We start from the raw sequence: 16,681 nt of genomic DNA, 5'->3' as shown, positions 1-16,681 counted from the left end.
CACTACACGGTGTGTCATTTCGGCGTGAAACGTGCGCTATATACTAGGCGCTCGTTCCAGACCACACGCCTGCTATACGAGCTAAACCCGCTATGTCCGCCACGCCGCTACCTGCCGAAGCACAGGCTGCCTCATCCGCACCGCAAGGTGTCCGCGCAACGATTCCCGAGACGGATTTGCGGCTTGACACGCTAATGCGGCTGGCCGAGCGCTATTTCGGTGTAACGGCTGCCTGCGTGATACCGGGGGAATCCAATGGCGGCTGGAGCGGCGCGGGACTCGACGCGCCGTTGCGCGAGGCACTGCGCGGGCTGCAGGACGCGAGCGGCGCATGGGCCAGCGAACCGCTGGTCGTTGCCGACACGAACACGGTCCCGGCATGGCGCACCTGTCTGTCCACGGCGCGCGCCTTGCCGTTTCGCTTCGCCGCGGCCTGGCCGTTGCGCGACGCTGCGGGCGAGCGCATCGGCAGCCTGTGTCTGATCGACCACGCGCCGCGCGACCTGAGCGACACCGAGCGCACGAGTCTCGACGATTTCGCGCGCCTCGCATCGGCGCTCGTGGGTCAGCACGCAAGCAATGCAGCCCAGCGCCAAGAAGCACAAACCGAAGCCGAAGCCGAAATCGAAACCGAAGCGATGCGTGCGCGCGAACGGTTGCTCACGCTTGCGATCGGCGGCAGCGGCACGGGCGTCTGGGACCGCGATGTCGTGACGGGCGAGATCCGCTATTCGACGGGCTGGAAGGCGATGCTCGGTTATACCGAAGACGAGGTGACGAACCGCATCGAGGACAGCTACCAACGTTTGCATCCCGACGACGCCGATTACGTGAAGGCTGCAATGCAGGCGCATTTCGACGGCCGCACCGAAATCTACGAGGTCGAGCATCGCATCCGCTGCAAGGACGGCCGCTACAAGTGGATTTGCAGCCGCGGCAAAGTGATGAGCCGTGACAGTGAAGGGCGCGCGTTGCGTATGATCGGCACGACGACCGATATCACGTCGACGCGCGAAATGGCCGAGCGCCTGCGCGAAACGGTGAACCTCATCACCAATCTCACCAACGAGGTGCCCGGGCTCGTATTCAAGTGCCGCCGTACGCCGGGCGGGCACGTTTCGTTTCCATACGCGAGCGCGGGCATTGCCGAGATCTACGAATTGACGCCGGAAGCCGTTGCGGAAGACGCTTCCTGCGTCGACGCGCTGATTCATCCCGACGACCTGGAGATATGGCTCGCCTCGTTTGCGGAGTCTGCCGCGCGTCTTGCGCCGTGGCACCTCGAATATCGCGTGCAATTGCCGGTGCAGGGTCTGCGCTGGCGGCAGGGCGATGCGAAGCCGCAGCGGCTCGCAGGCGGCGTCACGGTATGGCACGGCTTCATTACCGACGTAACCGAACGCAAGCGCATCGAAGCCGAGTTGCATGAATTCGCCACGACCGATGGCCTCACGGGCCTCTCGAATCGCCGTCACTTCATGGCGCGCCTGGAAGCACAGCTTGCGCAATTGCGCTGCACGGGCGGCCCGTCGGCCGCCGTGCTGATGTGCGACCTCGATCACTTCAAGTCGATCAACGATCGCTGGGGCCACGCGGTCGGCGATCGTGCGCTGCGCCACTTCGCCGATATTCTGCGCACGCATTTGCGCACGGGCGACGTCGCGGGCCGAATTGGCGGTGAGGAGTTCGCAATCGTGCTCGGCGCGGCGAATCTCGAATCCGCACGTGCGGTCGGGCAGCGTATCCAGCGCTGTATCGCGGAGCAGCCGCTCATGGGCGGCAACGAGCCGGTTTCGCTCGCCGTGAGTATCGGCATCACCGAGATGACCGCCGTGGATTCGAGCGCCGAAATGACGCTATCGCGCAGCGACTTCGCGCTATACCGCGCGAAGAGAAACGGCCGTAACCGTATCGAATGTGCGTGAGCGGCGCGCATTGCGACGCCGTGCTTCGTGCGGCGGAATGAATATGCACGACGGCGCGTCATCTTTCCCCGCATACAAACCGGAGTTCCGGCCACAGATGCAAACGTAAACGCAAACGCAACCGCAGTTGCCGAGTCATGACCTGGGCCACGTGACGACGTCCATATCGCTGCTCGACAGGTTCCAGTTGTTCGATGATCAGGACACCAACAACCCGAGTCATCCGACGCGCCAGCTCGCGGTCGTGATCTGAACCGCTCGCCTCTTGCGGCGCGACCGCGTCATCAGGCGTGTGCCGTGTCGTCCGTTCAATGCATCAATCGCGGTTATGCCGGACGCGAGGCAGTCCATTCGGCCAGTCTGGCAACGGTATTCATATTACGGGCGGTCCCCATTTGGGCGGCGGGGATTTTCAGTTTTGAGCGCGCGATTCCGTCTGGATAATGGACGTAAATTTCACGCGTTCCCAACGCAATTTCTTCCGTATTAATGCCGCTCGCGGTGGCGAGCGTATTCGCAGGCGGTGCTGCGTCGAGAAAGATCGCAACGGTTCGGTCGGGCTGCGCAGATGCAAACGGATTGGCGTCGACAATCGCAGCGAGTTCCTTGCCGGTTCGCACCAGCACGCCAACGGGTTTTCCGGCGTAGGCCTTGAGCGTGCGTTCCAGTGCGGCCTTGATATTGGCCTCGGAAAGCGCGCTTTCGAAGACGACGTTGCCGCTTGCGATATACGTGCGAACGGTAGCAAAGCCGAGCTGTTCGCACATCGCGCGCAGTTCGGCCATGGAGAGTTTGCCGGTGCCGCCGACATTCACGGCACGCAGCAGGGCGGCGTAGTGGTGCATTCGGGTAGTTTAAGGTTTTTCAGCCGACTGCGATTCGCAGGCGGCATCCGCGTTCTGTGACCTGATTGATTTGCATTCCAATGCAAATCAGGCCGGAAATCATGACGCTATGTTCATGGCGGAACGTCCGCCCGTTTCTTTCAATCATGCCAGGAAAGCGTGGCCGAATCCTGTCCGGCGTGTAAATTAGCTACAAACGTGGGAAACGGTATATACTGTTTTCTCCGTGATACGGGTGACCAACATGACCAATCCAAACCTGCGTGAGCCCACGAAAAAGGCTTTTCATTTCCCGAAATCCGCCGAAGCACATGAAGAAAAACCGGTGGAAAAGCCCGCGGCCAAATCCGCGAAGCGCAGTGCCGCGGCTACGCGCGTGAAGACGAAGGCCAAGGCCAAACCGGAAGCAACGGAGGCCAAGGCCAAGCCGGAAGCGACCGAGGTCGTGGCTGCCGAACCGGCTCTGAACGGTAAATCCGCTCGCACGAAGAAAGAAAACCCGAAAAAGGTCAGCGCAAAGAAGGAAAAGGTGGTGCGCGACAGTTTCACGATGCCCAAGACCGACTACGAGAAGATTGCAATCCTCAAGAAGAAGTGTCTCGATGCGGGCGTCACAGTGAAGAAGAGCGAGCTGCTGCGTGCTGGTTTGCAGTTGCTTGAGTCGACGTCCGAGAAACGCCTCCTCGCGGCGATTGCCGCCGTTGAAACCGTCAAGACCGGCCGTCCTTCGAAAGCGGTTTAAGGCGCGTGCGATTGCACAGTCGAATCACGGCAATATCGATGAATGCACGCTGCGCATTCATCGCCTGAACGGCCAAAAGCGAGCGCGTCGATGCCGTGCTCGCTTTTCTTTTGCCCCCTTGTTTCAGCACGGGCCATTCATTGCATGACCTCCGAACGCTCGCAGCGGCGGCTGCAAGCGGTGTCGATTCCCTGATGCATCGACCTTGCGCTGCATGCGCACGATCGAGAATTTTTCAGAAACGTTGCGAAAAACCGACACCGTGCCGTGTCGCCCCGACATACTTTTGGCGCTTTCCAAAATATGCATCGGGGAGACACCATGCCGAAAACACTCATCGAACCCTTCCGCATCAAGAGCGTCGAGCCCATCCGCATGACCGCGCGTGAAGAACGCGTGCGCATGCTCGAAGAGGCGAAGCTCAATGTCTTCAAGTTGCGCGCCGAGGACGTGCTGATCGACTGGCTGACCGACTCCGGCACTGGCGCGATGTCCTCGCGCCAGTGGGGCGCGATTATGGAGGGCGACGAGAGCTACGCCGGCGCCCGGAGTTTTTACCGGCTCGAAGCAACGATCCGCAAGATCACCGGCATGCTGCACGTCGTGCCCACCCACCAGGGCCGTGCGGCTGAGAAGGTGCTGTTCACGGCGACCTGCAAGAGCGGCGACATCGTTCCCAACAACTGCCACTTCGACACGACGCGCGCGAACCTCGAATACCTCGGCGTCGAAGCCGTCGATCTGGTCATTCCCGAAGGCTTGCAGCCGAGCCTCGTTCATCCGTTCAAGGGCGACATCGATCTCGCGCGTGCCGAGGCGCTGCTCAAATCCGAGGGAGACCGCATCCCGTTCGGCATGCTGACCGTCACCAACAATACGGGCGGTGGTCAGCCTGTATCGATGGCGAACATTCGCGCTTACTCGAAGCTGCTCAAGCAGTACGGCAAGCCGCTCGTTCTCGACATCTGCCGCTTCGCCGAGAACGCGATGTTCATCAAGATGCGCGAGCCGGGCTACGCCAATACGCCGGTTGCCGATATCGCCGCCGAGATGTTCTCCTATGCCGATGGCGCGACGATGAGCGCCAAGAAGGACGGCATGGTCAACATCGGCGGTTTTATCGTGCTGCGCGACGATTGCTGGATCGATGCGATCCGCAACAACCTGATCATGATGGAGGGTTTCCCGACCTATGGCGGGCTCGCCGGACGCGACCTCGAAGCGCTCGCCGTCGGCCTCGAAGAGGGACTCGACGAGGACTACCTGCGCTACCGTTTGCGCACCGCCGAGTATCTCGGCGAAAAGCTCGATGCGGCGGGTGTCGGCTACGTGAAGCCGACCGGCGGCCATGCCGTGTATATCGACGCGCGCACGGTGCTGCCCGATATGCCGGTCGCGCACTATCCGGCGTGGGCGCTGTGCAATGCGCTGTATCTCGAAGGCGGGATCCGCGGTGTCGAGATTGGTTCGGTCATGTTCGGCAAACGCCTCGACGACGGCAGCGAGACTTATCACAAGATGGAGCTGCTGCGACTGGCGTTTCCGCGCCGCATGTACACGCAATCGCACTTCGACTATGCGGCTGAAGTCATCGCCGAAGTCAAGGCGAGCGCGGCGAGCATCCGCGGCGTGACGATCGTCAAGCAACCCAAATTCTTGCGGCACTTCACCGCCGAGTTCGCCTGGGCCGATTGAGCGTATCCGAACGTCGGGCAGCGAGGACTGAAACGCCGCGCCGCGCATGCCCTTGCCAGCGTAGTCTCGGCTGCCCTGGCATGGGCCTGTCAAGAAATGGCATCATCGCGCCGTTATATAGGACGTAATGACTTTATGATTCCGTTTTCTTATCAGGCGTGAGGTGTAAATGATTAAACGTTGTGTGGCGATAGCGCTGCTGGCGGGCACTGTGTTTTCGTTGGCGGGCTGCAATACGATTGCCGGCTTCGGTCAGGACATCACAGGTTCGGCCCGGGCGGTTCAGCGCATTATTTAACTGGCTCGAACACGATGCGTTGCGGGAGTCTTGCACCCGCACCGCACGCGGTTCGCTTCGTTGTTTCGCAGGCAACAAGTAAAAAATTCAACCGGATTCAACTGTTACCCGGCGGCGAACCCTGGGCGCTGCGCTTTAACACCACACGACCCGATCGTAGGCGACGGTGCGCCGGTAGACATTCTTGCCGCGCCAGCTCGTGTACTCCATGTATGCGCAGTCCAGCACCACAATCCAGTTATTGACTCTCATTGCTGCCCCCATTACTTCTGTCCCGGTGGTCGCGCCCGGCTGTTATCCGGTCTCGAAACCAGTCTATGGCGAGAGAACTTGGCGCAATGTTCCGAGCAGAGACGGATATCGCGGCCAGTTCGCTTCTTCGACTCGTTTTGCGCATGGGCGCCCGGTTGTGGTACGTCGGCTGCGTAGCGTGGTGGAGAAACGCTCGTTTCCCTAAACAACTTCGCAGCATCGCGCGTACCAGCATGCGCCTTTCGCGCACTTACTTCGATATTTATTCACGCGTGTCTGTTTTTTGGCACGTCGGCGCGGCTGCAATGAGGGTGCAACGAGGGTGCAAGTTACGCAACCGCGCAATTCCATCAGATCACAACGCCACTGAAGGACAGTTCGTCACCGCACACGACGAACGAATTGGCGTATTCGGCACGGTGCAGGGGAGCGCATCGGCTGCGCAGGCGCGATGAACCGGTGCGGCTCGGCGGCCTGATATCCGACAAATGAGCGGGCAAATGAGCCGGACGTAAGTTGGAAATTCAACGTTTTACATCGTATTATTTACGCTTGCTTCCCGGATGATTAAGCCATGCCCGACGCGATTGCCGACGAAACCCGCCTTGCCACCGAAATCGAGCGGTTGAAGGCCGAGTTCCCGAAAACCCGCGAGCTCTATCGCGAAGTATGTGCGCTCATGTTCTTCCGCTTCGGCATCACGCCTACGGCCAACCGGCTCTATCAGCTGGTGCGGCGCGGCAGCATGGGCACGCCCACTACCGTGCTGGCCGAATTCTGGTCCGATTTGCGCGAAAAGAGCCGCGTGCGAATCGAGCATGCGGATTTGCCGGAAGATCTGCAAGGCGCTGCGGGCGAATTCATCGGTGCGCTATGGATACGCGCGAATGCGGCGGCGCAGGCGTCGCTGGCCGCGTTGCGCGAAGAGGTCGAGCAAGTGAGCGAGGCGGCTCAAGTTTCGGTCACCGCGCGCGAGGCGGATCTCATGCGCACCGAACTCGCGCTGGAGCAGCGTACGGGTGCGTTGCTCGCGGCGCAGGTCCGCATCCACGAACTGGAGCAGGCGCAAGCCGCGACCGAGGCGGAGAACGGCGCGCTAAAGAGCGAACTCGCGCGCTTCCAGCAGGAAATCCGCGAGCGCGATGCGGCGCTCGCGCAAGTGCGCGCCGAGTTCGCCGCGCAACTCGATACGCAGCGGGCGAGCACGGAACTCGCCGAGACGCGTCTCGAGGCGTCGGAAAAGCGCGTGCTGCTGGAAATCGAGCGCGAGCGCACTGCGAACGCACAACTGCAACGCGTTGCCCGCGCCGAGGAGAATGCCCGCGCCGAGATCCAGTCTTTGCAGTCGCAATTGGGCGATCTGCACCATCGGGCGGGCGTGCTCGAAGGTCATCTGGATGCCTTGCGCGCAACGCAGGATGCGCGCGCGCAGGAACGCGACGCCGTTACTCCGAAGCCGCTGGATACGGATGCCGCCGTGCAGCGCACGGGGCGCGGCGTGAAATCGACGCGTACGGCCACGAAGGCGGCTGCAAAGACGGCTGCAAAGCAAGGATCGGCCAAATCGCGATGACCGCGAGATGGCAGCGTGAATCCTTTGCGCTACGGTGACAGGGGCGAATCTGGCCGCTCTTGCGACACGGCTCGTTTGACACGCACAACGTCGCACAACGTCGCAATACGTCGCAACACGTTGCAACACGCGCGAGCGATATCAACCCACCTCGACCCGGTTTCTCCCGGTCTCCTTCGCACGATACAAAGCCAGATCGGCGCGCTTCACGCGTTCTGCCACGTCTCGCTCACCCGTATGTCGCCCGGTCATGCCGATGCGAAAACCCCCCAATTTGAAAGACGATTTCCGCGCAGGCGGCTCGCTTCGCGATCGTGACGAGCAATTTATTCATTACGCGTCAAAACACGCGACCTGTCGCATCGAACGTGCTCACTTCGCGTCGACGCTAGTTCTACAATGAACGCAGGTCTCGCGGGCAGTGCTGGTTTGAAGTTGGCAAACGTTGCGTCTGGCTCTACCAGAAAGGGTGAGGTCATCATGCTGGGTGTTCATAAGGCAGTGTTCCCGGTAGCGGGAATCGATACGCGCTTTCTACCGGCGACCAAAGCGAGTCCGAAGGAAATGCTGCCCGTGATCGACAAGCCACTCATCCAATATGCCGTTGAAGAAGCCATCGCCGCCGGGATTACCGAATTGATATTCGTGACGGGGCGCGGAAAACGTGTGATTGAAGACCATTTCGACAAATCGTACGAAGTCGAACATGTTTTAAGAGCACGAGGCAGTCAGAGCCTCGTCGAGCTCGTGCAGAGCATCAAGCCACCCGGGGTCGAATGTATCTACGTGCGGCAAGCCGAACCGCTCGGACTCGGTCACGCTGTGCTCTGTGCGGAGAAGCTGATCGGAGACGAACCCTTTGCGGTGGTCCTTGCCGACGATCTGCTTGAGGGCAAGCCGCCCGTCCTCGCGCAAATGGTGCCCATCTTCAGCCACTACGACTCTTCGGTCGTGGCCGTCGAAGAATTCGAGTCAGGCGAAGCATCGAGTCACGGCGTGATCGACGGACGGCATTGGGACGAGCGGATCATCGCCGTCAGCGACATCGTGGAGAAACCTTCGCCCGAAACGGCGCCATCCAGTTTTGGCGTGGCTGGGCGCTATGTGCTGATGCCGAGTATTTTCTCGCATCTGCGCCGGGTCAAACCGGCCGGGAACGGCGAGATTCAGTTGACCGCCGCGATTCATTCGATGCTCAAGGACGAGCAGGTGCTGGCCTATGAATTCGAGGGTACGCGCTACGACTGCGGCACCAAACTGGGGTATCTCCAGGCAACGGTCGACTTTGCGTTGCGGCACGCGGAAGTGCATGACGCGTTCGACGCATGGTTACGCGCGCGCGTCGGCGCGGCAGGAGCAGTGCCCGGCCAGCCCGCTCCCGGCGCGCGGGGCACATTGCACCATTGACTCGTGGAGGTTCGCATGAGCAGTGATACAGGAAGTGAAAACGGTCCCGACCTGGCCCAGGGCGTGCCCCTCGAATCTTTTGGCACAACTGGCCTGTTGGCGGGCCATGTTGGTGACGACACGGTCATGATCGCGCGGGTTGGCGATGAATTCCTCGCGGTCGATGCGGCCTGTACGCACTATCACGGGCCGCTCTCCGAAGGGTTGATCGTCGGAGACACGGTACGGTGCCCGTGGCATCACGCATGCTTCAACCTGCGTACGGGCGAGGCGGTGCGTGCGCCGGCGCTGAGTCCGGTCTCGTGCTGGTCCACGGCCATTCGCGGCGACAAGGTCTTTGTGCTGCACAAGCTTGCTCCAGCCGCCGGTTCCGTGTCCGTGCCCGCTGGAGCGCCGCAGAAAATCGTCATCGTCGGCGCAGGGGCGGCGGGTTTTGCCGCTGCCGAGCGTCTACGGCGGCTCGGCTACGCAGGCAGTCTGACGATGCTGAGCGACGACGACGCAGCGCCCGTGGACCGTCCTAATCTCTCCAAAGACTACCTGGCCGGCGGCGCGCCCGAGGAGTGGGTCTGGCTTCGCGACGATGCCTTCTACGCGGATCAACGCATCGATTTGCGGCTCAAGGCCAACGCAGTACGCCTCGACATCGCCGCGCGGGAAGTGGAACTCGCGGATGGCAGCAGGGTGCCCTACGATCGCCTGTTGCTGGCGACCGGCGCGGAAGCGATTCGCTTGCCGATCCCCGGCATGGATTTGCCGCACGTTTATACGCTTCGCTCGCTGGCCGACAGTCGCGCCATCATCGCTCGCGCGGCGAGTGCGCGGCGCGTGGTCGTGATCGGAGCCAGCTTTATCGGACTGGAAGTGGCGGCGTCATTGCGCACGCGTGGACTCGAAGTACATGTCGTGGCGCCCGAGCGGCGTCCGATGGAGCGTGTGCTGGGCCCGGAGATGGGTGATTTCGTGCGTCAGCTGCATGAGGAACACGGTGTCGTGTTTCATCTGGAGAACACCGTCGACGCCATCGACGTGCAGCGTGTATCGCTCAAAGCGGGCGGCAGCGTGGAGGCCGACCTCGTTGTGGCTGGCGTCGGCGTGCGGCCGCGACTGACGCTGGCCGAGCAGGCGGGCCTCGCGATCAACCGGGGCGTGGTGGTCGATGCCTGCCTGCAGACGAGTGTGCCCGGCATCTTCGCTGCGGGCGATATCGCGCGCTGGCCCGATCCGCACAGCGGTGCGGACATTCGCGTCGAGCATTGGGTCGTCGCGCAACGTCAGGGGCAAACCGCAGCGATGAACCTGATCGGCGGACATGAGAAATTCGATGCCGTGCCGTTCTTCTGGAGCCAGCACTACGACGTTCCGATCAACTACGTCGGGCACGCGGAAAGCTGGGATGAACTCTTGATTGAAGGCAGTATTGCGGCGCGCGACTGCGTGCTGCGCTACAAGCGAGCCGGACGTGTGATCGCTGCCGCGTCGATTTACCGCGACGTGGATAGTCTGCGGGCCGAAGTCGAGATGGAGCGCGATTCACCTTGATTGGCCTTGACTCGCCTTGACGCCGCAGCGATGCCGGCTGGTGCGTTATGTGGTGCGTTATGTGGTGCGCTATGTGGTGCGCTTATTTGGAGTCGTGCTTGTGGAATGCGTCCTTGACGGCGTGATAGCCATGTTTCGACGCATCCGCAATGCCGTGGCCGACGGTTTTCGCGGCGTGGGCCGTCGCGTGGCCGGCGTCGCGTGCGGCATGGCCCACCTTCCGCCCCGCGCTGACTGTGGTGGTCTTGATATCGTGGCCGACTTCGTGAAGATCGGCGTGCGCGACCTGGCTCATCGATGCGAGGACCGCGGCCGCCAGCAGGATTTTCCGGATTTTCATGCAGTGCTTCCTTTCGGGTTTGCATTCGCATCGAGCATCACGGCGGCACGGCCCGCCAGGATCAGGCGTGCGCCGCAGTGGATCGCGAAGCGATAAAGAATCGTACGCGTGTCGCCGCTCACGCGCTCGGCCTCGATCGTCAACGGCGCGTCGAGGTCGTCCAGCCGCTCGACGTAGGCCTCGACGCTGCGCACGCTGGCGAGGTAGCCCACGCGCGGACGCTCGCGCGCCGAGCCAGGCATTGCGCCAGGTGCGGCACCAACCACGGCGCCGTGCACCGCCATGGCCTGAGCCGCGTATTCGATCCCGCATACCGCCGCAAGCCGCCCGTTCGCGCGCAGCGGATTGGCGGCATCCAGGTGGCTCGTGGCGGTGCAGCGAATGCGTTCGTCATCGAAGGTGACAACTTCGTCGAGCAGACACATCGAGCCCGCATGAGGGATGTGCGCGGCAATCCAGTCGCGGCCGAGCGGCGTGGGTGGCGTTGTGAGTGGCGTATCCGGCGAGTTCATGACGCGAGCGCGCTGTTTCCTGCCACGTTCGACGGCACGACATCGACGTGCAGGCGCGTGTCGGACAGGTAATCGAGCACCACACTCGCCCGACGCTGCATTGCCAGCGCTTCGAGCAGCGGTAATGCGCGTGCGGCAGGAATGTCCCGGCGCAACTGCTCGAGTTCCTGGCTCGCTAGGACGGTGGACGGCGCATCGGTGAGCTGCACCTCGATCCGCGCCAGCGAACGTGGACTGGCTTGCGGCGCGAGCACCATGGCGACGCCGAATATCCCCGGAATCGGCCGCACGGCGCGCATCGGCTCCGGGTAGTCGGTATCGAAGGCGGCCAGCAGCGTGGGCGTCGCATCAACCGCGACCTGGCACAGGCTGTCGAGCAGGCCCGCGGCGAAGCTGCCGTCGTGCGCGCACAGCACAGTGGACGCCGCCATCGCGCCCGATGCGATGCCCCAGTAACCGGCGGGCGCGTTGTGCACCGAGTTGTGAAAGCGGGTCGGCGAGAACTGCCGGTCGTGGCCCGCGAGTGCTTCGCAGATGGCGTGGCAGTTGTAGCTGTCGCCGCCCGATGAGGTGAATACGCTCGCGAGCGTGGCGGGGTCGCGCGCGCTTGCCGCCGCGGCTTCCTGGCAGACCGCGAGGGCGACACGCACGGCCGCGCCGGTGCGGCGCCGCTCGGCGCTCGGCAGGCAGGCGGGCGACGGCACCACCGTGAGGGCACTCGCGTAGGCCGCGCGTTGCGCGAGTACCTGGGCCGCGTGCGGCCAGTCGTTCAGTCCGGGCCCGAGCAGCCCGACGCTTTCGATGAATGCGCTCAGTCGGGTCATGGCGAACTCAGAGGTGGGCGTGCCCGGCGCGGGCAAGCACGAGGCTGCAATTCGTGCCGCCGAAGCCGAACGAGTTGCTGAGCACGACGCCCACGCGCGCGGCGCGGCTCGTCAATACGTAGTCGAGTGGCGCAAGCATCGGATCGACCTGCGTCGTGTTGATGCCGGCGGGCAGTTGCTGATCGCGCAAGGCGAGCGCCGAAATCACCGCTTCGAGCGCACCCGCCGCGCCGAGCGTATGGCCGGTGGCGCCCTTGGTGGAGCTGCACGGCGTGCCGTCGAACAGCGCGGTGACGGCGCGGCTTTCGGCAGCGTCGTTGCTCGGCGTGGCCGTGCCGTGCAGGTTGATGTAGTCGATGGCGTTCGCGTCGAGGCCCGCCGACGCCAGCGCCTGTTCGATCGCCATGCGCGCGCCCAGCCCTTGCGGATGCGGCGACGACATGTGATGCGCGTCGCTTGACTCGCCGACGCCGAGCAGCAGGATGGCGTTGTCGGCGAGCGGCGCATCGCTCGTGCGTTCGAGCAGCGCGAATGCCGCCGCTTCGCCGATGGAAATGCCGTCGCGTGCGGTGTCGAATGGCCGGCATGGCTGCCGCGAGAGCAGTTCGAGCGAATTGAATCCGTACAGCGTGGTCAGGCACAGCGAATCGACGCCGCCGACGACAGCCGCATCGATCAGGCCCGCTTCGATCATCCGGCGCGCCGCCGCGAAGACCTTCGCGCCTGAGGAGCAGGCGGTCGAAATGGCCATCGCGGGGCCGCGCAGCCCGAAATACGCGCGCACGAAAGCGGCCGCCGAGTACGTGTTGTGCGTTTCGGCATAGTGAAAGCCGCCGGGCAGCGCGCCCGTTGCCGGGTCGCGCCGCTGGTAGGCGCGTTCTGTTTCGAGGATGCCGGAGGTGCTCGTGCCGATGAACACGCCGATACGCTCGACGCCATGACGCGCGACGGCGCGCTCGACGTGGCCTGCGAAATCGTCCTGGTTGAGACCGATCTGTGCGAGGCGGTTGTTGCGGCACTCGAAGTCGGCGAGATCGGCGCGAACCGGTTGTGCATCGACGCCGTCCACCGCGCCGACCCAGGTGTCGAGAATCACGTCCTCGAAGTCGCAGCGTGCGAGGCCGCCGTGCCCGGCGCGCAGCGCGGCGAGCGTGGCGTCGAGGCCCCGTCCGAGGCAACTCGTGGCCGTGAAGTGCGTGAGCAGGAGCGGTTTCAACGTTGTCGATTCCCGTGGCTGGTTTGGGGCGTCGGGCACGCGGTCATGCGGGTGCCGTCGCTCCGAATATTATCAAGACCGCCCGGCGCGACGCGTGTTCCGGCGGGGACGGCCGCCGACGCAGCGGGCGTGGTGAGCGTGGCGGGCGTGAGCGCCGCGCGCAGCGTCGTGCAGCGCAGGCCCGCTGCAGCAGCGGCTTCGAGCACTGCGGGCAGCGCGCCGAGCACCACCGGTTCGCCGCGCGCGTCGCGCGCGGCGTTGGCGTCGTGGAGGAGCAGGATGTCGCGCGGCGCGAGTCCGCGCAGCAGGCGTTCGGTCACGACGGCGGGCTCGCGCGTGCGGGTGTCGAAGCCGCGCCGGGTCCAGCTCACCAGCGTGAGACCGAGTTCGCACAGCACCGGCTCGAGGAACGGATTGCGCAGCCCGGCTGGGGCGCGAAAGAACAGCGGACGGACTCCGCTGATTTCGGCCAGCGTGTTCTGCGCGGCCTGGATTTCGCGCCGCAGCGCGCCGGGGCCGAGCAGCGAGAAATTGTGACGGTGCTGCTGACTGTGGTTTTCCACCGCGTGGCCGCGCGCGACGATCGCTTCGATCCACTGCGGGTAGCGGCGCGCCGCGTTGCCGATGCAGAAGAACGTCGCCTGAGCGCCATGGCGGTCGAGCAGATCCAGCACGCGGGGTGTCACTTCGGGATGCGGGCCGTCATCGATGGTGAGTGCGATCTGACCGGCGGCGTGTTCGGGCAGCACGGTCCAGTTCGGTCCCAGCAACGCGCTGCGCGGCCACAGTCCCGCAGCGACCAGGACGAGATGCGATGCGATCACGCTGCCCGCCGCCCACGGCCACATTGCCGGGGCGAATGCCACGGCTGACGCTGCGCCGACGTGCAGCGCCGACGCGCCCGCGATCAGCGGCGTGGGCCGCCAGCGCCGCGCGATACCGGGCGTCGCTGCGGCGATGGCGGCTTCAGTCGGCGACGGGTTGGTCATGTCGCATCTCCGCTGCGGCCTGCTGTTGGCACTGTGGTTTGTTTTGCGGTTTGCCCGGCCGTCGGCGCGAGAATCGCCGAGAACAGCAGCGCGAGGATCGCGCCGGGGCCGACGGTCAGCCCGAAGCTCGCGAGCATCGGCACGTGGGACAGCGAGAGCAGCCCGAAGCCCGCCACCGTGGCGAGATTCGCGATCAACAGCGAGACGAGCGTTTGCGGCGCGATCGTCGCCGCGCCATCGGCTGCATGGGCGGGCTGGTTGAAGAACAGTGCGTAGTTCGAACCGACGGCGACGATCAGCAACATGCCGATCAGGTGCAGCAGCGTCAGCGGCGTGCCCGCGAGTGTGAGCCCGGCGCTCACGACCAGCGCGGCGGCGACGAGCGGGGCCAGCGTCCGGGCGACACGTTGCGGCGAACGCAGCGCGACCAGCAGCAGGGCGGCGATGGCCACGAAGCCCGCGAGAGCGAGACGCCGGTCTTCACGCAGGTAGTTGACATACAGGCGGTCGGCTTCGGCCTTCAGGTCGACGAACAGCGCACCGGGCACCCCGGCGCGCGCGACGGCGGCGCGAATCCGCGCGGCGTCGAGGCTCGGCTGTTGCGCGGCGTTCGTGACATCCGTGGCGTTCGTGCCGGTTTGCGCGGGCGTGCGCAGCGAAAGCATCGCGTTCCAGTGCCCGTTGCGCTCGCTCAAGAGGGCATCGACGGCGAGCGCCATCGAGGTGCCTTGCAGATCGGCGCGGCGCAACAGCGGTTGCGCGTGCGCGCGGGTTACGTCGGCGATGAATGGCGCGAACAGATCCGGTTTCACGTCGATCGTCTGGTTCGCGACAGCCGTGCGTATGCGTGCGGTCAGCACGTCGGCGTCCGGCAGGCTGGCCAGGCGCGCGCGCTGCGCTGCGTCGCTCGGCAGGAAGCGTGCGGGGCTCTCAAAGCCCGCGAGCACACCGCCATCGACCAGCGGCTGCAACCGCGCCGACACTTTCTCCGCGCCTTCGAGCGCGGCCTGTTCGCTCGCACCGGGGATCACCACCAGAAAACGCACATCGGGCGCGCCGACATCGGCGCGCAGACTCGTATCGAGCGCCAGGCTCTGCGCGGGCACCGGGCTCAGCGCGGCGAGTTCGTGGCTCCACAGGTTGCCGCGATGCATCGCGAGCACCGCGATGGCCGCCACGAGCAGCGCGCCGAACGGCCAGCGCAGCCGCGGCGCGAATTGCAACGCGCGCGCGAGCACCGCGCCTGCACGCGACGTGTCGCGCACGGCGCGGCGGTGGCTGCCGAGCGCCGGCAGCACGAAACGCGTGACGACCGCCGCCGCCGTCAGCCCGGCGAGCGAATAAAGCCCGAGCTGGACGAGTCCCGGGAAGCCGGAGAACAGCATCGACGCGAAGCCGCAAATCGAGGTCAGCACGCCGAGCCGGATGGTGGGCCAGTAGCGTTCGATCCATGCACTCGTCGAAGCCGCAGTGGCGACATTCGAGGACTGCACGAACAGATAGATCGAGTAATCGACCGCCTCGCCGATCAGCGTGGTGCCGAAGCCGAGCGTCAAGCCGTGCACGGTGCCGAACGCGAGACTGACCGCCGCGAGCCCGGCCGCGATGCCGGACAGCACCGGCAGCAGCCCGAGCGCGAGCGTAAGCGGCGAGCGGTAGACGGTCAGCAGCAGCGCGACCACGAGCACGAGGCTCATCGACGACAGACGCTCGACGTCATGCCGGATCGCGTCGCGCGTCTGGACCGAGAACACGCCGGGGCCCGTCATCAGCAGCCTGTATTCAGACGCATTCGGCTGCGCTCGCGTCGCCGCCTCGAACGCGTGCCGCACGGCGGCTATCGCACGGGCCTGCGCATCGGTGTCCGAACCGGCGCTCGCCGTCTGCACGACGAGCACGGCGCGCTGCCCGTCGCGCGATGCCCACACGCCATGGCTCGACGCGGGCAGCGCGCCGCTGTCGAGCTGGCTCACGAGCGCGGCGACTTCGCCGGTGGGATCGTGCGGCAGCAACGCCTTTTCGACGAGCCCCGCCGACGACGCGAGCAGATCGAGGCTCTCGCCGAGCGCGGCGTGCAGTCCGGCGGCGGAAAAGCGTGCGGGCGTGACCGCCGGACTCAGCAGGTAGCGGTGATCGAAGATGAACTGCTGATCGCGCGCGTCGCTCACGGGCTCGCCGTTGTTGACCGACACGAACTGCGGATCGTGGCGCAGCGCGGCCGCAAGCTCGCGCGACAGCGTGGCGCGCGCGGCGCTGTCATTGGGCGCGCCGCCCTCGATCGCGACGAGGATCAGCCGCGAGGGCAGACCGTCGCGCAACTGATCGACGAGCACCTGCTGGCGGGCATCCGGCGAGCGCGGCAGGAATGCGGACAGGTCCGCCGTGAAGCGCGCGTGAGCGATCGCGATGCCGCACGCGGCGAGGCACAGCAGCCACAGCAGCACGGCGCGCCGCTCCAGCAACGCTCGCAGGCGTCGATGCGCGGTGAGACGTGGCGGGCTCTGCAGCATCATGATTAGCG

General features: G+C 64.7%; 16 protein-coding genes. 8 read left to right on the top strand and 8 right to left on the bottom strand.

Translation table 11 applies throughout. The features are described 5' to 3' along the window. Positions 1-92 precede the first annotated feature (92 nt). Entirely contained in the window at positions 93-1,925 is a 1,833-nt protein-coding gene (locus ACFPTO_RS17715) for a sensor domain-containing diguanylate cyclase (RefSeq protein WP_377713217.1), read from the top strand. Positions 1,926-2,251: 326 nt separating this feature from the next. On the opposite strand, the gene ACFPTO_RS17710 is transcribed toward ACFPTO_RS17715, so the two are convergent. Then, positions 2,252-2,770 (bottom strand): DUF1697 domain-containing protein, encoded by a 519-nt coding sequence (locus ACFPTO_RS17710; RefSeq protein WP_377713215.1) that lies wholly within the window; start codon positions 2,768-2,770, stop codon positions 2,252-2,254. A gap of 244 nt (positions 2,771-3,014) precedes the next feature. On the opposite strand from ACFPTO_RS17710, the gene ACFPTO_RS17705 reads away from it, so the two are divergent. After that, positions 3,015-3,512, top strand: coding sequence for a hypothetical protein (locus ACFPTO_RS17705; protein WP_377713347.1), 498 nt, complete (start codon positions 3,015-3,017; stop codon positions 3,510-3,512). Between the two features lie 123 nt (positions 3,513-3,635). Here the strand turns inward: ACFPTO_RS17705 and ACFPTO_RS17700 are convergent, their stop codons facing one another. Beyond that, positions 3,636-3,821, bottom strand: a complete 186-nt coding sequence (locus tag ACFPTO_RS17700) for a hypothetical protein (protein WP_377713213.1) — start codon at positions 3,819-3,821, stop codon at positions 3,636-3,638. Positions 3,822-3,833: 12 nt separating this feature from the next. Here ACFPTO_RS17700 and ACFPTO_RS17695 point away from each other — a divergent pair, with 12 nt between their 5' ends. The 6 genes from ACFPTO_RS17695 to ACFPTO_RS17670 all read left to right on the top strand — a co-directional run bounded on the left by ACFPTO_RS17695 (position 3,834) and on the right by ACFPTO_RS17670 (position 10,279). Then, a complete protein-coding gene (locus ACFPTO_RS17695) occupies positions 3,834-5,207 on the top strand; it encodes a tryptophanase (protein WP_377713211.1) in 1,374 nt (457 codons plus the stop codon). 169 nt (positions 5,208-5,376) lie between these two features. Then, entirely contained in the window at positions 5,377-5,505 is a 129-nt protein-coding gene (locus ACFPTO_RS17690) for a hypothetical protein (RefSeq protein WP_377713209.1), read from the top strand. 317 nt (positions 5,506-5,822) lie between these two features. Next, positions 5,823-6,212, top strand: coding sequence for a hypothetical protein (locus ACFPTO_RS17685; protein ID WP_377713207.1), 390 nt, complete (start codon positions 5,823-5,825; stop codon positions 6,210-6,212). A 119-nt stretch (positions 6,213-6,331) separates the two neighbouring features. Next, positions 6,332-7,330 (top strand): DNA-binding protein, encoded by a 999-nt coding sequence (locus tag ACFPTO_RS17680; RefSeq protein WP_377713205.1) that lies wholly within the window; start codon positions 6,332-6,334, stop codon positions 7,328-7,330. A gap of 480 nt (positions 7,331-7,810) precedes the next feature. Then, positions 7,811-8,737 (top strand): UTP--glucose-1-phosphate uridylyltransferase GalU, encoded by a 927-nt coding sequence (galU, locus tag ACFPTO_RS17675; RefSeq protein WP_377713345.1) that lies wholly within the window; start codon positions 7,811-7,813, stop codon positions 8,735-8,737. Between the two features lie 15 nt (positions 8,738-8,752). After that, positions 8,753-10,279: an FAD-dependent oxidoreductase gene (locus ACFPTO_RS17670; protein WP_377713203.1), complete on the top strand. Its 1,527-nt coding sequence runs from the start codon at positions 8,753-8,755 to the stop codon at positions 10,277-10,279. An 82-nt stretch (positions 10,280-10,361) separates the two neighbouring features. On the opposite strand, the gene ACFPTO_RS17665 is transcribed toward ACFPTO_RS17670, so the two are convergent. The 6 genes from ACFPTO_RS17665 to ACFPTO_RS17640 are packed head-to-tail and all read right to left on the bottom strand — an operon-like array spanning position 10,362 to position 16,670. Continuing rightward, positions 10,362-10,619 (bottom strand): hypothetical protein, encoded by a 258-nt coding sequence (locus ACFPTO_RS17665; protein WP_377713202.1) that lies wholly within the window; start codon positions 10,617-10,619, stop codon positions 10,362-10,364. Beyond that, positions 10,616-11,131: a hotdog family protein gene (locus ACFPTO_RS17660; RefSeq protein ID WP_377713200.1), complete on the bottom strand. Its 516-nt coding sequence runs from the start codon at positions 11,129-11,131 to the stop codon at positions 10,616-10,618. Before ACFPTO_RS17660 ends, ACFPTO_RS17665 begins: the two co-directional genes overlap by 4 nt. Continuing rightward, entirely contained in the window at positions 11,128-11,955 is an 828-nt protein-coding gene (locus tag ACFPTO_RS17655) for a beta-ketoacyl synthase chain length factor (protein ID WP_377713198.1), read from the bottom strand. The genes ACFPTO_RS17660 and ACFPTO_RS17655 overlap by 4 nt, the downstream gene beginning before the upstream one ends. Before the next feature lie 7 nt (positions 11,956-11,962). Next, positions 11,963-13,171 carry a beta-ketoacyl-[acyl-carrier-protein] synthase family protein gene (locus ACFPTO_RS17650; protein ID WP_377713196.1) on the bottom strand — a complete coding sequence of 403 codons (1,209 nt, stop codon included), beginning with the start codon at positions 13,169-13,171 and terminating at the stop codon, positions 11,963-11,965. Further along, complete coding sequence (locus ACFPTO_RS17645; protein ID WP_377713194.1) at positions 13,168-14,160, bottom strand: polysaccharide deacetylase family protein; 993 nt, start codon at positions 14,158-14,160, stop codon at positions 13,168-13,170. The genes ACFPTO_RS17650 and ACFPTO_RS17645 overlap by 4 nt, the downstream gene beginning before the upstream one ends. Beyond that, positions 14,157-16,670: an MMPL family transporter gene (locus ACFPTO_RS17640; protein WP_377713343.1), complete on the bottom strand. Its 2,514-nt coding sequence runs from the start codon at positions 16,668-16,670 to the stop codon at positions 14,157-14,159. Before ACFPTO_RS17640 ends, ACFPTO_RS17645 begins: the two co-directional genes overlap by 4 nt. Positions 16,671-16,681: the final 11 nt, after the last annotated feature.

Origin of the sequence: Paraburkholderia denitrificans (genome assembly GCF_042655705.1) — a bacterium.
Lineage (GTDB): Bacteria > Pseudomonadota > Gammaproteobacteria > Burkholderiales > Burkholderiaceae > Paraburkholderia > Paraburkholderia denitrificans.
This window is presented reverse-complemented; position numbering and strand designations above follow the sequence as displayed.

What these genes read in the sequence shown, in the direction of transcription:
- ACFPTO_RS17715 (WP_377713217.1), top strand. Translation starts at nt 93, where the DNA reads ATGTCCGCCACGCCGCTACCTGCCGAAGCACAGGCTGCCTCATCCGCA.
- ACFPTO_RS17710 (WP_377713215.1), bottom strand. Translation starts at nt 2,770, where the DNA reads ATGCACCACTACGCCGCCCTGCTGCGTGCCGTGAATGTCGGCGGCACC.
- ACFPTO_RS17705 (WP_377713347.1), top strand. Translation starts at nt 3,015, where the DNA reads ATGACCAATCCAAACCTGCGTGAGCCCACGAAAAAGGCTTTTCATTTC.
- ACFPTO_RS17700 (WP_377713213.1), bottom strand. Translation starts at nt 3,821, where the DNA reads ATGCATATTTTGGAAAGCGCCAAAAGTATGTCGGGGCGACACGGCACG.
- ACFPTO_RS17695 (WP_377713211.1), top strand. Translation starts at nt 3,834, where the DNA reads ATGCCGAAAACACTCATCGAACCCTTCCGCATCAAGAGCGTCGAGCCC.
- ACFPTO_RS17690 (WP_377713209.1), top strand. Translation starts at nt 5,377, where the DNA reads ATGATTAAACGTTGTGTGGCGATAGCGCTGCTGGCGGGCACTGTGTTT.
- ACFPTO_RS17685 (WP_377713207.1), top strand. Translation starts at nt 5,823, where the DNA reads ATGGCGAGAGAACTTGGCGCAATGTTCCGAGCAGAGACGGATATCGCG.
- ACFPTO_RS17680 (WP_377713205.1), top strand. Translation starts at nt 6,332, where the DNA reads ATGCCCGACGCGATTGCCGACGAAACCCGCCTTGCCACCGAAATCGAG.
- galU (WP_377713345.1), top strand. Translation starts at nt 7,811, where the DNA reads ATGCTGGGTGTTCATAAGGCAGTGTTCCCGGTAGCGGGAATCGATACG.
- ACFPTO_RS17670 (WP_377713203.1), top strand. Translation starts at nt 8,753, where the DNA reads ATGAGCAGTGATACAGGAAGTGAAAACGGTCCCGACCTGGCCCAGGGC.
- ACFPTO_RS17665 (WP_377713202.1), bottom strand. Translation starts at nt 10,619, where the DNA reads ATGAAAATCCGGAAAATCCTGCTGGCGGCCGCGGTCCTCGCATCGATG.
- ACFPTO_RS17660 (WP_377713200.1), bottom strand. Translation starts at nt 11,131, where the DNA reads ATGAACTCGCCGGATACGCCACTCACAACGCCACCCACGCCGCTCGGC.
- ACFPTO_RS17655 (WP_377713198.1), bottom strand. Translation starts at nt 11,955, where the DNA reads ATGACCCGACTGAGCGCATTCATCGAAAGCGTCGGGCTGCTCGGGCCC.
- ACFPTO_RS17645 (WP_377713194.1), bottom strand. Translation starts at nt 14,160, where the DNA reads ATGACCAACCCGTCGCCGACTGAAGCCGCCATCGCCGCAGCGACGCCC.
- ACFPTO_RS17640 (WP_377713343.1), bottom strand. Translation starts at nt 16,670, where the DNA reads ATGCTGCAGAGCCCGCCACGTCTCACCGCGCATCGACGCCTGCGAGCG.